Consider the following 14737-nt stretch of genomic DNA (forward strand, 5'->3'; position numbering starts at 1 on the left):
AATTTTTTAAGATAAATAGCCATTAAACAGGGTAAAGCTCAGTTTACTAGCGCTTCTCTTGTTAACAGGCGTTATTCAATTACCAAATCAAGCCAAACCATGCGGTGATCGCTCGATGCGTTTCTATCTTTAATTAAGCGATACTCACTACTCATTTTAGTAGGCCAAAACACACCACCGTCCTTAATTTTTAAACCATAGTTTGATGGTAAAACGTAATCAACACGGGCTTGCCAATTAGCACTGTAATTTTGTGCATATGGCACATCATACTGCTCTTTAGCACCTTCGCTTTTTGGAACAAAGCTTGCGTTGATAAGTGGGTTTTTAAGTAATTGGTCGGTGGTATTTGTACGGGCTTTGTCCCCCTCAGGGGCTGCATTTAAATCGCCTAAAATAACAAAACGAGAGTGAACTTTTAAACCGCCCTTTTCGCCTTTATCGTCATAAATATACTTAGCATTTGAAACGTAATCGGCAATTAATCTTACTTCATCGTGGTTACGCTTGCCGTTTCTATCCTCTTCACCGTCAAATACAGGCGGTGTTGGGTGAGATGCAATAACATGAATTGTTTTATCATTTATGCTGATAGGTAAATCCCAAAACGATTTAGAACTGAGTCTAAGTGCTTGCCATTCTTGTGCGTTATACCAGTTTTCACCTGTTTTAGGCATCACAGGCATTTGTGCATTTGGCATGTCTTTATATTTAAAGGTTTGAAGGGTTCTTACTTTATCAAAATTAATTGGGTATTTTGACAAAATAGCCATACCATAATGCCCTTCAAAAAAGCCAAAGCCTTGTGCATCGCCCATCACGCCATTTTTATTGCCATCGTTATCTAAATCAAACTCGGTAGCTAGGCCTGTATTTACTGGTGCAATATAAGAGTAAGGGTAGTTAATAGCGGCTTGTTTTTGCTGACCTACATTTAAATAATGCTGATTAAAGTATTCAATGCCTTGCTCTTTTGGGATGTAATCAAATTCGTTAAGTAAAATAATATCAGGGCGAACACGCTGAATAATTTCCGCTATGTTCTTAATTTGCTGGTGGTTAGCTTTAAGTGCATTAACTAAAGCATCACTTTTAACTTGCTCACCTTTAGGCGTGTGATTAGTTGCATCCATACTTACATTAAAAGTTGCAACACGAAGAGATTCCGATGCAAATGTATTTAAGCTAAATAATGCAGTAATGGCTAGCACGCCAGATATTGTTTTTAGTTTCATTGTTTTACTTCACAAATTTAAAATTAGACTTTAACAGTATTACATATTCAAAGCCCATTTTTATGACAAAAAAATTCCGGCTTAAGCCGGTATTTATATAAAGGTATGATAACTATTCACTGAGCACTAAATTGGCAGCTGCTTTTAAAATACCAGGATAATCTTGCTCTGGTAGGTACTCTGTAAGTTCACCAAGTTTGTCCGCAAGCTCACTCATATTAACAGCTGATACATTAATATGGCCCATTTTACGACCTGGCTTAGCTGTTTTACCGTACCAATGGCTCGTTACATCAACCGTTTTTAATACTTCACTTGGAATACTTGGTTGGCCTAATACGTTTATCATCGCGGTAATGTGTTTAAGCTCTGTATTACCAAGCGGCAAACCTGCAACAGCACGCATGTGGTTTTCAAACTGTGAGCAATGGCAGCCTTGTTGCGTCCAGTGGCCTGAGTTATGTACACGCGGTGCAATTTCGTTAACGAGTAACGTGCCTCTTACATCAAAAAACTCAATTGCTAATACGCCAACGTAGTTAAGCTCGTTTGCTATTTTTGTAAATGCATCGTTTGCTTGAGCTTCAACACTTTGATTATTTTTACCGGCAATAGAAAGCGTTAATACACCATTTGTGTGCTCGTTTTCTGTTAGCGGATAAATAGCAACATTACCGTGTTTGTCGCGCGCACCAATAATAGATACTTCACGATCAAACGGGATCATTTTTTCAGCAATAATCGTATGTGGCGCAAGCTCGGTGCCCGATGCAATAAAATCAGCCATTTGTGACCAAATCTCGTCTATTTGATCATCCGATTTTAAACGCCATTGGCCTTTTCCGTCGTAACCCGCTTGGCATGTTTTAATTACAAGTGGTTTACCTAGAGTTTTAACGGCAAGTTCTAAATGCGCTTTTTCAGTAATTAATTGGTACGGCGCACAAGTTACGTTTGTTTTATCAAGCAATGCCTTTTCAAGCGAGCGATCGCCACCGGTTTTAATAGCGGCTTTACCTGGGTAAAACTTATTACTGTTACAGCAAAGGGTTAAAACATCATCAGGAATGTGCTCAAACTCGGCAGTAATGGCATCAGCGTTTGATATTGCTTGCTCAAGCGACGTGTTATAAACCTCACCGGTTAGCGGGTGCATAATTTGTTTACTGCCTACATCGTACGCAACAACGTTTAAATTAAGCGGCGCTCCTGCAAGGCTCATCATACGTGCAAGTTGCCCTGCACCTAATATTAAAATATTCATTATTACTCTGCAGGGTTTGGATTAGCTAATATAGTGTCGGTTTGAGCTTTACGAAACGCTTCAATTTTTGCAAAAATTTCTGGATTTTGACATCCTAAAATTTGTGCAGCTAATAAACCCGCGTTTGCTGCGCCCGGCTCACCAATTGCAAGCGTACCTACTGCAACGCCTTTAGGCATTTGGCAAATAGATAAAAGTGAATCAACACCATTTAATGCTTTTGATTTTACAGGTACACCAAGTACAGGAAGCGACGTAAAAGCAGCCGCCATACCAGGTAAATGCGCTGCGCCGCCAGCACCAGCAATAATAACTTTAATACCACGTTCTGCGGCTGAACTTGCGTAATCAGCAAGTAATTGAGGAGTGCGGTGTGCAGACACGACTTTGGTTTCGTACTTAATGCCAAAATGCTCTAGCATAAGTGCTGCATGTTCCATGGTTGGCCAATCTGATTTTGAACCCATAATAATGCCAACAGTCATAAATACTCCTCAGTAATGTATTTTAAAAATAGCGGACTTATGTCCGGTTTTAGGCGGGTATTATACCCAAACCAAGTTTAATTGCGACTCACAAAAACAAAAAAGCCATGTTTAAACATGGCTTTTTTGAGTTAACGGGTAAATAGCTAATTAAGCTTCTTTACTCGCTAAGTATTCGGCGTAGTTGCCTCTAAAGTCGATAACTTTACCGTCTTTAATTTCCCAAATACGGGTTGCAACCGATGATACAAACTGACGGTCGTGGGAAACAAACATCAATGTACCCTCGTAAGCTTCAAGGGCTAAGTTAAGCGCTTCAATTGATTCCATATCCATGTGGTTAGTTGGCTCATCCATTAACAATATGTTTGGCTTATGCATCATAATTTTACCAAACAACATGCGGCCTTGCTCACCACCTGAAATTACTTTAACTGATTTTTTAATATCGTTTTGAGAGAATAACATACGGCCTAAGAAGCTACGAACCACTTGCTCGTCGTCGCCTTCTTGTTGCCATTGCTCCATCCACTGAAACAAGTTCATGTCGGTTGCAAACTCATCAGCGTGATCTTGCGCGTAGTAACCAATATTCGCGTTTTCTGAGAACTTAAACTCACCAGCTTTAGGTGCTAGGCGCCCTGCTAATGTATTAAGTAATGTTGTTTTACCAACACCATTTTCACCAATAATAGCAATACGTTCGCCAACTTCTACTAAACCTTCAAGTCCAGAAAACAACGTATTGTCGTCAAAACCTTGTGTTAAGTTTGTCATTTCAAGTGCGTTTCTGAATAACTGCTTTTCTTGATCAAAACGGATAAACGGCGTTTGGCGTGAAGATGCTTTAACTTCGTCTAATTGGATTTTGTCGATACGTTTAGCACGCGATGTTGCTTGCTTAGCTTTAGATGCATTAGCAGAGAAACGAGATACAAACTGTTGAAGTTCAGCAATTTGGTTTTTCTTTTTCGCGTTTTCGTTAAGTAATTGCTCACGTGCTTGCGTTGCTGCAAACATGTATTCGTCATAATTACCTGGGTAAATACGAAGCTCGCCGTAGTCAATGTCGGCCATGTGTGTACACACAGAGTTTAAAAAGTGACGGTCATGCGAGATGATTATCATGGTACAGTCGCGCTGATTTAACACGTCTTCTAACCACTTGATGGTGTAAATATCCAAGTTATTAGTAGGCTCATCAAGTAGCATAATGTCTGGGTCTGAAAATAATACCTGTGCAAGTAGCACGCGCAGCTTAAAACCCGGTGCAATTTCTGACATTGGGCCAAAGTGTTGGTCAGTGCCAATACCTACACCTAATAAAAGCTCACCTGCTTTAGATTCTGCAGAGTAACCATCCATTTCAGCAAATTCAGTTTCAAGATCGGCTACTTTCATACCATCTTCTTCACTCATTTCAGGTAAAGAGTAAATACGGTCTCGTTCTTGTTTAATTTCCCACAACTCTTTGTGGCCCATAATCACGGTATCGATTACTGAGTATTCTTCGTAGGCAAACTGATCTTGGTTAAGTTTAGCAACGCGTTCGTTAGGATCAGTACTTACATTACCTGAAGACGCTTCAAGCTCACCACTTAAAATTTTCATAAATGTTGATTTACCACAACCATTTGCACCGATTAAACCGTAGCGGTTACCATCGCCAAATTTTGCTGAGATATTTTCAAATAATGGTTTAGCACCAAATTGCATGGTGACATTAGCTGTACTAATAATAGCGCTACCCTCCAAAGGAGTAATGATGTATTTAAATTGCGCGCAGTTTAAACCAAAATGGCCTGTTTTTCTATGAAAGTTTAAAAGCAAACCACTGCGTTTTAGCCATTTATTATGGCTATGTAGTTAGTAGTAAAAATAACGGATTAGATTTAATGGTTTCGTTAATTTTTATTCAACTAATTCTAATTAAAATCCATAAAGTATGTTTTATAAACAGGCATAAGAGATTAGAAATTACGATACAAATTAGAGTAAAAACACTTTTAACGTGTTTGTGTGTCTACTTAACTCATTTTTGTTCACCCTGTAATAATAAAAAGTTATATTTATGAAAATAAAGTACTTTTAGAGCTTTTACACTAGTTACTACTTTTTAACCAAGATGAAATTAATTCAAATTACAATTTTTATACATCGCTAATTTCTCATCCTATTTACCTATCAAATCATTAAAAACATAAACTTTTGCAACACCTGAAAAACAAAATTAACCTTTAGTGAATATCCGTTAAGTTTAACGATTAATTTTATTGAGTATTTTTCACTTTTGAGCCGTTTATTGCTTTGTTAGTCTTCAAATCTGAATTTTTACCTACGTAAAAAATTGACCAATTTACACAGGGCAACACACAAGATGAGCAAAAAATTAGCGACGCTTATTAGCGCAAGTATTGTATTCGCACCCGCTGTTTCGGCAGTTGAATTATACAAAGATGACAAAAATACTGTTGAAGTTGGTGGATATCTTGATGTGCGTGTAATTAATACACAAAACGAAACCGAAGTTGTTAACGGTACCTCGCGCATTAACTTTGGATTTACCCGAAAGCTTAAGAAAGACTGGACCGCACTCGCACTCGTAGAATGGGGTGTAAACCCTGTTGGCAGCAGCGATATTATTTATAACAATCGTTTTGAGTCTATCCAGGATGAGTTTTTATACAACCGTTTAGGTTACGCAGGGCTTTCGCACGAAAAATATGGCCAACTTACCATTGGTAAACAATGGGGTGCATGGTACGACGTAGTTTACGGCACAAATAATAGCTTTGTATGGGATGGCAATGCGGCTGGTGTTTACACCTATAACAAAGACGATGGCGCTGTTAATGGCACTGGCCGTGGAGATAAATTAGTGCAGTACCGCAATAGCTATAACGATTTTAGTTTTGCAGTACAAGCGCAGCTTAAAAACAGCGAATTTTATACCTGTGACGTCACCGACATTTCAGAAGAAGAATGTGAAGCACTTTGGAACTCTGGCGATAGTGCAGCCCAAGAAGTTGAATTTAATTACACATTTGGTGCGTCTGTAACTTATACCCCAACTGACATGCTAACACTTACAGCAGGTGTTAACCGTGGTGAGTTTGATTTAACGTTTGGCGATGGTTCTACTCGCAATGTTGAAGATTTAATTTATGGTGCAGGTATTATGTGGGGCAACATTGATGAGCCCGGCCTATACGTTGCAGCCAACGTAAATAAAAACAAAAACCACGACACAGATAACATCGGTCGCTTAATTAAAGACGCAATCGGTGTAGAAACATTCGCATCTTACCGCTTTGATAACGATTTTCGCCCTTTTATTGCCTACAACGTGTTTGATGCCGGTGATGGTTACGTAATTCAGCCAAACTTTAACGCCGATCCTAACGATGTATTTAAGCGTCAGTTTGCTGTTATTGGCCTTCATTACCTAATTGACGAAGCTACTATTGCCTACATAGAAGCGCGTAAGGACTTTAGTGACTTCGAAAGTGATAACGACGATCAACAAGCACAAATGGAGCAGTCGGAAGACGACGGTATAGCATTTGGTTTTAGATATAAGTTCTAAATATAAGCTCTAAATATAAGTTTAAAAACGACTACAACTTCCCTAAGCACAACCCTTTTAGCCCTTTTGACTTTTTTAATTGGGCTTTTTTATTCCGCCATACTTTTTTTAATACTTGGTTTTGCATTTAAGGCTATTTCAACAAATGCATTAACAGCCGCATTGGTATCTGCTTTTTTAAATTGTAATAGCACCGGAATTTGCGTAAATACATCGCTCAATTTTATAAAATGGCACCCTTTACTATACAATTTACGTACGCAATAAGGCGCAATTGCCACACCAAGGCCTGCAGCCACTTCGGTAACTAATGTTTGCATATGTCGAGGTTGGCTAATAATGTTCGGTGAAAAACGAGCTTGTTTGCATTGCAAAATGGTTTCATCAAAAAGACCAAGTGCTTCCTCTCTATTAAAAATGATAAATGGCTCATTTTTTAGTTTAACTAAATCAATGTTTTTATAATTTGCCAGCGCATGGTTTTGATTAACTATGGCCACTAATGAATCTACATAAATAGTATGACTTACAAATTCATCATTAATCGAATCAGGTAAAGGCCGTGAAAAACCCACATCAATTAAATCATTTTTAAACGCATGTATCTGCTCAGTTGCGGTCATTTCAAACAATGTAACGTGCACGCTTGGGTATTGCTGTTTGTATTCTCGAACCAGTGCTGCCATAAAGGCTAAACATGCCGAGCTTAAGTGCGCAATATTAAGTGTACCTACCTGCCCGTTGTGGGCACGTTTAACCTGAGTTTTAGCTTTGTCAGCTAGAGCCAAAATAGCGCGTGCATCTTTTAATAGCTGCTCACCCGCTTGAGTTATTGCAACATCGCGTGAATTTCTTATAAACAGCACAACATCAAGCTCGCTTTCGAGCTGTGCAATATGCCTACTTATTGCAGGTTGCACGGTGTGTAGCTCTTTGGCCGCTTCTGAAAAACTCTGATGCTTAGCCACGCTGACAAAACTTTTTAATGTTTTAATATCCATTACGCACCTTAAATACATTTTTTGTATAGATTCTATAAAATAATATCATTTTTGTTATAGGTAAAGAACTCATACCATAGCGGCATGAGTTAACAACACTAGACAGCTATGACCAAACCCAAACAAAATCAGTCATTAAGTCGATTTATTTTATTACTAATGACCACTGCAATTGCCGCAACAGCAGCAAACTTATACTACAACCAGCCTATTTTACCGCTTATAGCGAACGAATTTAATTTAACTGATTCACAGCTTGGGAGTATTCCCGCGCTTACACAAATTGGTTACGCGTTTGCGTTATCATTTATTTCTCCTTTGGGTGACTCGATTGCTCGCAGGCGTTTAATTACTATTTTGTCGAGCTTATTAGTAGTGGCTTGTAGTGCAGCAATGCTTGCACCTAACTTACCTTTATTACTTATATCGGTATTTTTAATTGGTGTAAGCGCCAATATAACCCAGCAATTAATACCCTTTGCAGCATCGCTTGTATCGAGCGAGCAAAAAGGTGCCACGTTAGGCACATTAATGATGGGCTTAACTATCGGTATTTTACTTTCAAGAACGTTAAGTGGATTTGTAGGTGAGCAATTTGGTTGGCGAAGTGTATTTTTAATGTCGGCAGTACTCGCAGCATTATTTGGTATATTACTGCGCGTGTTTTTACCTAGCAATAAGCCACACACTAATTTGCGTTATTGGCCTCTCATTAAAAGTACGTTGGCGTTGTTTATTAAACATAAATCACTGCAGCATTTTACACTTTCGGGCGCATTTTGGTTTGCATCATTTAATGTGCTTTGGGCAACACTTGCAATTTATGTTAGTGATGAGCCATTTAACTACAACGCTCAACAAGCTGGTTTATTTGGTGTAATAGCATTGGCTGGCGTAATAGGCGCTAAGTCATCGGGTAAATGGGTCAGCAAACTAGGGTCTAAAGCTCTAATTATGATTGCACTTACGCTTGCGGCAATCGGCTTTACTATTACAGGTTTGTTTAATGGCAGTTTAGCGTCGTTGGTTATTGGTATTATTTTAATCGACTTTGCCATATTTAGTGCGCAAGTGGCTAACCAAGTGCGTGTTTTTAGTATAGATCCAAGCGCACAAAGCAGAATAAACGGCATTTATATGCTCGGTTATTACATAGGCGGAGCCGTTGGCTCTGCAGCAGGTGTAAAAGCATTTGATTTATACAAATGGGATGGCGTAATTGCCATAAGTATTATTTTTATAGTTATTAGCGGGATTTTTAATGCCCTTGCTAAAAAAGCCTAATTTTTACATTAATTGGAGAAACGATGAATTCACTCAAAGCGGCCGGTAGCTTTACGTTGTTATGTATAGCCAGCTTAACCATTATGGTTGGCACTCTTTTAGCGCCAGGCTTAGTTAGCATTTCAAACGGTTTAGGTATAACTAATAACACTGTACTTTTAATTACATTACCTTCTTTAGGTGCTGTTGTATTTGCGCCAATTGCCGGTCGGTTAATAGATAAATATGGCGCGTATAAACTTTTAATAATTGGATTATTTTTATATGGCTTTGTAGGTGCCAGCGGCTATTTTTTATATGGTCCAACACTTGTATTTATTAACCGATTTATTCTTGGTGGTGTAACGGCCATAGTGATGGCTGGCTGCACTGTATTAATTTCTACTTGGTACAAAGGTGAAGCTCGCTTAGGCATGATAGCCAAACAAGGCATGGCAATAGAACTTGGCGGAGTAATATTTTTATTTTTAGGTGGTTATTTAGCTTCACTGTTTTGGGGTTTACCGCTCGCGCTTTATTTAATTGCCTGGGTATTTTTAGCCATGCTTTTATTGTTTGTGCCAAGTAAAAACTCACTGGTTAGTAATAACGATGAAGCGCCAGAACATCTACACCACAAAGCTAACAATGGCCTCTCGTTAAAAAGCGTTTATGTAATTTCAACACTTGCGATGACCATATTTTTTACATCAACCGTTTTACTGCCCATTACAATGAACCAGCAAAACTTTAACGAGTCACAAATAGGCCAACTACTCGCATTTATATCTTTAGTGGCTGTAGTTACTGCAGGCTTTATGCCTAAAATAACAAAGAAATTTGGTGAGCCTAAGGTGTTAGCATTAGCCTTTTTAGCCTTTGCTTTATCGTATATTTGTTTTACACAAGCAAGCACCCTACTTTTAGTTTTAGGCGCAATATTAATAGGTATAGGATTTGGTTTTAGTATTCCGCTTTTAAACCATATGACGGTAGAGCTCAGCGATGTGAAAGTACGCGGCCGTAACTTATCGTACTTTACGATGGCTGTATTCTCGGGTCAGTTTTTTACCTCATTTATGGAATATATACCTGGTGGTGAGAAAAACGTATTTATAATTTGTAGCGTTTCAGCATTTATAATTGCACTGGTATTGTTTTTTAAACCGACCAAAGCAAAGTAGTCGTAACTTACAAAAGAGCATTTTTATAAATGCTCTTTTTTTATCTAAACCTCCCGCTTTATTTGCACTACTTTCCTGATTACTTTTTTCTAATTTGACTCTATTGCTAAGTTTAGCATTATAGCAATGCTTAGTATGATGTGTTCTTTTGCTATAAAGCCACCAGCTAATATATAATAATTGCATTAAGAGTATAAAAAATGGTGAAACTATATTGAAATTGCAAAGTACTTACACTGCTTATTGCTGATCACAAAGGCGAAAGGCTGATTAAAAGCAGTAACAAATAGATGTGTATATGCTTCATGGGTACTGACGGTATTCTAATTTAATAGTTGTGAACTGTATAAAAAACAGTACATGTAATTGCTGTGCAAAAATAATTTAAACCTACCTTTTTTGTAAGTCGTTAATAATATTAAACTAAGTAAAGTGTTATAAAGCTGATTCGTTTTCATAAATAGATAAAACAACGAAAGCTGTATATACATACAGTTGGCGCTTAAATCAATCTAACCTACTTTTTAATAAACGTACTATAACCAGCTAATGCCTTAGCCACACTAATTGATGGATTATCTGAATGCTCAGCACCTTTGTTTATAGCGCTTTGCCACACAAGGTTATTGTTAGGGTTTGCTGTTAAAGCGGCCTCTAAATTACTAAACGCTTTTAACATTAGCGGATGCTCTGCCCCACCCACCGAAAGATATAAATAAGTAGACGACTTAACTTTGTTATCTTGAGCACTTAAAAACGCTTCTAAATTATTAACTACGGTCATATCGTCATACCAAGCCGCAGGGCTAAAAGCAAAATAGCCATTAAACAATTCAGGCTTTGTATGCAGTGTATAAAGCACAAAGCTACCTCCTGCCGAAAAACCACTTAATACACGGTTATTACTAAGCTTATATTTTGCTGATAAATAAGGGAGTAACTCAGTTTCAATAAACGCTAAAAACTTGTCGGCTTCACCATTTGGTTCAATAAGTGTTTCATGCTCTGGACGCGCTTGTGTATTTACATCTTGGCGGGCATAAGGAGGTACTAAATCGCGATTACGTGTATCTGTAAAAAACAAATTAGGAATAGACACCAATATAGCCTTATCCCCTTTTTCGCTCTTAGCTTGTTTTGTAAGTGCTTTATCCCATGTATCTAAATTAAAGTTACCATCGGTTTTAATAATTAACGGATACGCTTTTTTCGGATTGTAATTAGCGGGCAATCTTATAAACACTTTGCGCGACTCATTAAGCACGCTTGAGTTAATTGTTACATCTGTATAGGCCGATACATAATGGTTATAATAACGTATAGCTAAAATACCAATAGCAAAAATGACTACGGCTAAACTTAAATTAATAATATAGTGTTTTGTTATTTTTATTGCCATACGGCATTCCTTTCAATGTTTAGGAGTTATTTAATCGAGCTTAACCCATTGTTTTATTTCAAGTGCGGTCATAATAAGCTCAACCGAAAACGCGGCTAAAATCATCCCCATCACACGCGTTAAAATAGACGCGCCGCCAGTACCAATTAGCTTAATAATTTTACCCGAAAGCAGCAACAGTATTAAGGTAATACCCAACACACCAAGTGTAACAAGCGCTGTGCCTATTTGAGTAGTAATTGGGTGTATGTGGTTATCGGTAAGTAGTATTACCGCCAAAATAGCGCCAGGAGTCGCCGTTGCAGGTATAGCAAGCGGAAACACGGCTATATCGTGATCGGGGTCTTGTTTGGCTTTGTTAGAATCGTTTCCAAAAATCATTTGCAGGCCAAATAAAAACAATATAATTCCGCCCCCTAACTGAAACGATACCAACCTAATTCCCATCGCATTAAGTATTAGTTGCCCTATTAAAATAGACCCTAATAATACGCCCCCAGCATAAAGCACCGTTTTAAATGCAGTTTTACGACGTTGTTGATCAGTTAAATGAGAAGTAAGCGCAGCAAACAGCGCCATTGTGCCTATAGGGTCAATGGTCGCCCAAATTACAAGCGCATCTTGAGAGAGTTTTTCTAGCATATAAAATCCTTGTTAAGCGTAAATGTTTAATAAAACACGGGTAACAAATTCATTTGCTTACGCTTAACTATAATAGAAAGCCGCTATTTTTTGTATTTTATTTACTGAGCTTTAAGGATTGAGGATTGAGGATTGAGGATTGAAAAAAGGTAAGCACTTATAATTGCCGTCTTGAGTTAAAGTGATTTATGCCAGACAGAATTTTCTCTTAAACTAAACCCTAGTTTCATAAGTAAATTATGGGAACGTGCATTATGTGCACTCACCTCAGCAGACAAATGTTTAAGCGGAATATGCTTAACTAGAGTTTCAATAAAACCGGTCACCACTTCAAACATTACGCCCTTATCCCAAAAGTCAGGATGCAGCTCAAATCCTATAAACGCACTACTTTTACACGGGGTTAAATTATAAAGCCCACAAGTACCCATTAACTTTCCAGATATATTATGTTCAATTGCAACTCGAATTACTTCACCTTCGTAATATGCACTAATATCATCTTGTATTAATTGTTTGATTTGCGTTTTGCTAAGTGGTGTTTCGTAGTCGTTAAATTCTGACACGTGCGGGTGATTTAAAATATTAAATAAACACGCTGCGTGTTTGTGGGTAACTAAACGCAGCGTAACGCGCTCAAGCTTTGTGGTGTTAAACATTTTATTTAAGTGGTTAGTTAAATTAGCTCTTTATGGGCACGCATTATTAACTTACCATACCCTATTAACAAGCATTATCTTTAAAGCAAAAAGAGTAAGAGAACGTAATGAGTGACGATTTTAAAGTAATACAACCCACTACCACAGTATATTGCCCAAAGCGCGGCGAAGGCTGGACCTTAACAGGCATTACTAATATTAACGAGTTTACCTCAGTAATGTTTGACGGCACACGCTATACGCTTCCAGCACGCGAAATAGTAGAAGAACTTCTACCTAACCAATTAGCGCGTGAGCAAAATAGCTAACCAAACACATACACAGTAAAAAGGCTGCAATTTTGCAGCCTACTATCTAATTAACGAGTTAAAATGCATCGTCTTCGCTGTAAACATTAACGTTTAGCTCGTCATCATTTTCAAATACCACAAACGAAATAGGCTTACAGCACACTTGGCAGTCTTCTATGTATTGCTCATCAATATCTGCTGCATCAAGTAATACTTCTATACTTTCTCCACAATAAGGGCAGCTTATTGATGTTTCTGTTAACTGGTTCATTTATCACCTGCTAATTTATATCACGAATGTTGTCACTTTAATGAACATGTAAGCATAATTCAACACCACATTAAATAACGCATACTTGGCTAACCCAATTAAACCGTGCTACTAACTTAAATAGTGATCTTGTTACTCGCCTTATCCCTATAAAACTTGTCAAAGCACAATATTTTTCACCATAGATAAGTTGGCCAGCCCTCTACAATGAAATTGTATTAGCACTTAGCGGGTCTAACTTTATAACTATTTATAAACTCACAGTACAGATGGATAATTTTATGAAAAAATCACTTACGCTTGCATTAACATCTGCCGTTATTTTGTTTAGTACATTCTCCCATGCAGCTAAAACCGAAAAAGCCGTTCTAGCTGGAGGTTGTTTTTGGTGTATGGAAAGTGACTTTGAAAAGCTAGAAGGCGTAACCGATGTAATATCGGGCTTTACTGGCGGTAAACTTAAAAACCCGACATACAATGGTAATCATAAAGGCCATTACGAGGCCGTAGAAATCACATACGATCCGGCCATAGTTAGCTATCAGGGCATACTTGATTATTACTGGGTAAATATTGATCCCTTTGATGCCAAAGGCCAATTTTGTGATAAAGGCCCTAGTTACTTAAGCGCTATATTTGTACAAAACGACGAACAACGTAAATTAGCTGAAAAAACAAAAGCAGCTGTTGTAGCCGAGTTCCCTAATCAAACTGTGGTTACACCTATACTAAACGCAAGCACCTTTTACCCTATAAAAGGGAGGGAAAGCTTTCACCAAGATTATTACAAAAACAATCCAATCCGATACAACACTTATCGTTGGCGTTGTGGTCGCGACAGCCGCCTAGAAGAAATTTGGGGTGACAGAGCAACCCATTAATCGCGTTAAATCAGGTATACCACAGTAAAATATTAAAAGGCTGGTTTAATTATCAGCTTTTTAATATTTTAGTTATTGCGAGATTCTTTAATAAATCGATATCTAAATTCAGATAAATAACCAACAATGCTAACAAGCAAAGCAGAATTAAAATCACCTCTCACAAGCTGTGTCCAAACATTTCCTTCTCCATTAAAGCTAATGTAAATAGCCATAATAAAAGCAACAAACGCTGAAACTTGATACATCCAAGAATATTCACCAAAAAATTTCTGTGTCACACTTTTTTCTTTTAATTTATCTTCCACAATTAATCTCCATTTTATATTGCTATTAAATCCTAGCTATAACATAGGCAAAACAAGGAATTTATAATAAAGGTTTATTTATACACCGTCTATTTCATAAAGCCTTTGTTATTAAGCTAAGTGCTTGAATAGCAAATAGGATACGTGGTACTTCGCTTTAAGTGGACAGTATTGCTTGACTAAAGATACTTAGTTTTAGGATTCATTATCAATAAATAGTATATTCTGTTTCCTAAAGCAGGCTGTTTATCTACTAAATCAAATGCAAT

General features: G+C 37.7%; 15 protein-coding genes. 5 read left to right on the forward strand and 10 right to left on the reverse strand.

Translation table 11 applies throughout. The features are described from left to right. Positions 1 to 71 precede the first annotated feature (71 nt). From H5117_RS03500 to H5117_RS03515, 4 genes are all read right to left on the reverse strand, one after another. Positions 72 to 1235 carry an endonuclease/exonuclease/phosphatase family protein gene (locus H5117_RS03500; RefSeq protein WP_182695939.1) on the reverse strand — a complete coding sequence of 388 codons (1164 nt, stop codon included), beginning with the start codon at positions 1233 to 1235 and terminating at the stop codon, positions 72 to 74. A 112-nt stretch (positions 1236 to 1347) separates the two neighbouring features. Beyond that, positions 1348 to 2499: a 5-(carboxyamino)imidazole ribonucleotide synthase gene (locus H5117_RS03505; RefSeq protein WP_182711244.1), complete on the reverse strand. Its 1152-nt coding sequence runs from the start codon at positions 2497 to 2499 to the stop codon at positions 1348 to 1350. Between the two features lie 2 nt (positions 2500 to 2501). Continuing rightward, positions 2502 to 2984: a 5-(carboxyamino)imidazole ribonucleotide mutase gene (gene purE / locus H5117_RS03510; RefSeq protein WP_002962540.1), complete on the reverse strand. Its 483-nt coding sequence runs from the start codon at positions 2982 to 2984 to the stop codon at positions 2502 to 2504. Positions 2985 to 3134: 150 nt separating this feature from the next. Beyond that, the gene (locus H5117_RS03515) at positions 3135 to 4724 is read right to left on the reverse strand and encodes an ABC-F family ATPase (RefSeq protein ID WP_076914937.1); all 1590 of its coding nucleotides are present in this window, start codon (positions 4722 to 4724) and stop codon (positions 3135 to 3137) included. Between the two features lie 637 nt (positions 4725 to 5361). Between H5117_RS03515 and H5117_RS03520 the strand changes: the two genes are divergently transcribed. Then, entirely contained in the window at positions 5362 to 6570 is a 1209-nt protein-coding gene (locus H5117_RS03520) for a porin (protein ID WP_182736169.1), read from the forward strand. 89 nt (positions 6571 to 6659) lie between these two features. Here H5117_RS03520 and H5117_RS03525 read toward each other — a convergent pair whose 3' ends face one another. Further along, the gene (locus H5117_RS03525) at positions 6660 to 7571 is read right to left on the reverse strand and encodes a LysR family transcriptional regulator (protein ID WP_182695936.1); all 912 of its coding nucleotides are present in this window, start codon (positions 7569 to 7571) and stop codon (positions 6660 to 6662) included. A gap of 108 nt (positions 7572 to 7679) precedes the next feature. Here H5117_RS03525 and H5117_RS03530 point away from each other — a divergent pair, with 108 nt between their 5' ends. Then, complete coding sequence (locus H5117_RS03530; protein WP_182736170.1) at positions 7680 to 8855, forward strand: MFS transporter; 1176 nt, start codon at positions 7680 to 7682, stop codon at positions 8853 to 8855. 23 nt (positions 8856 to 8878) lie between these two features. Then, positions 8879 to 10018, forward strand: a complete 1140-nt coding sequence (locus tag H5117_RS03535) for an MFS transporter (RefSeq protein ID WP_182736171.1) — start codon at positions 8879 to 8881, stop codon at positions 10016 to 10018. Positions 10019 to 10535: 517 nt separating this feature from the next. Here H5117_RS03535 and H5117_RS03540 read toward each other — a convergent pair. The 3 genes from H5117_RS03540 to H5117_RS03550 all read right to left on the reverse strand — a co-directional run bounded on the left by H5117_RS03540 (position 10536) and on the right by H5117_RS03550 (position 12718). Then, entirely contained in the window at positions 10536 to 11417 is an 882-nt protein-coding gene (locus H5117_RS03540; protein ID WP_182715493.1) for an alpha/beta hydrolase, read from the reverse strand. 30 nt (positions 11418 to 11447) lie between these two features. Next, positions 11448 to 12059: a MarC family protein gene (locus H5117_RS03545; RefSeq protein WP_033029579.1), complete on the reverse strand. Its 612-nt coding sequence runs from the start codon at positions 12057 to 12059 to the stop codon at positions 11448 to 11450. Between the two features lie 176 nt (positions 12060 to 12235). Beyond that, complete coding sequence (locus tag H5117_RS03550; RefSeq protein WP_182736172.1) at positions 12236 to 12718, reverse strand: GNAT family N-acetyltransferase; 483 nt, start codon at positions 12716 to 12718, stop codon at positions 12236 to 12238. 107 nt (positions 12719 to 12825) lie between these two features. Between H5117_RS03550 and H5117_RS03555 the strand changes: the two genes are divergently transcribed. Beyond that, entirely contained in the window at positions 12826 to 13026 is a 201-nt protein-coding gene (locus H5117_RS03555) for a hypothetical protein (protein ID WP_002962626.1), read from the forward strand. 58 nt (positions 13027 to 13084) lie between these two features. On the opposite strand, the gene H5117_RS03560 is transcribed toward H5117_RS03555, so the two are convergent. Further along, positions 13085 to 13279: a CPXCG motif-containing cysteine-rich protein gene (locus H5117_RS03560; protein ID WP_002962627.1), complete on the reverse strand. Its 195-nt coding sequence runs from the start codon at positions 13277 to 13279 to the stop codon at positions 13085 to 13087. 281 nt (positions 13280 to 13560) lie between these two features. On the opposite strand from H5117_RS03560, the gene msrA reads away from it, so the two are divergent. After that, complete coding sequence (gene msrA, locus H5117_RS03565; protein ID WP_182736173.1) at positions 13561 to 14160, forward strand: peptide-methionine (S)-S-oxide reductase MsrA; 600 nt, start codon at positions 13561 to 13563, stop codon at positions 14158 to 14160. A 68-nt stretch (positions 14161 to 14228) separates the two neighbouring features. Here the strand turns inward: msrA and H5117_RS03570 are convergent, their stop codons facing one another. Further along, positions 14229 to 14468 carry a hypothetical protein gene (locus H5117_RS03570; protein WP_182695932.1) on the reverse strand — a complete coding sequence of 80 codons (240 nt, stop codon included), beginning with the start codon at positions 14466 to 14468 and terminating at the stop codon, positions 14229 to 14231. Positions 14469 to 14737: the final 269 nt, after the last annotated feature.

Source organism: Pseudoalteromonas sp. SG45-1, assembly GCF_014164135.1.
Classification (GTDB): Bacteria; Pseudomonadota; Gammaproteobacteria; order Enterobacterales; family Alteromonadaceae; genus Pseudoalteromonas; species Pseudoalteromonas distincta.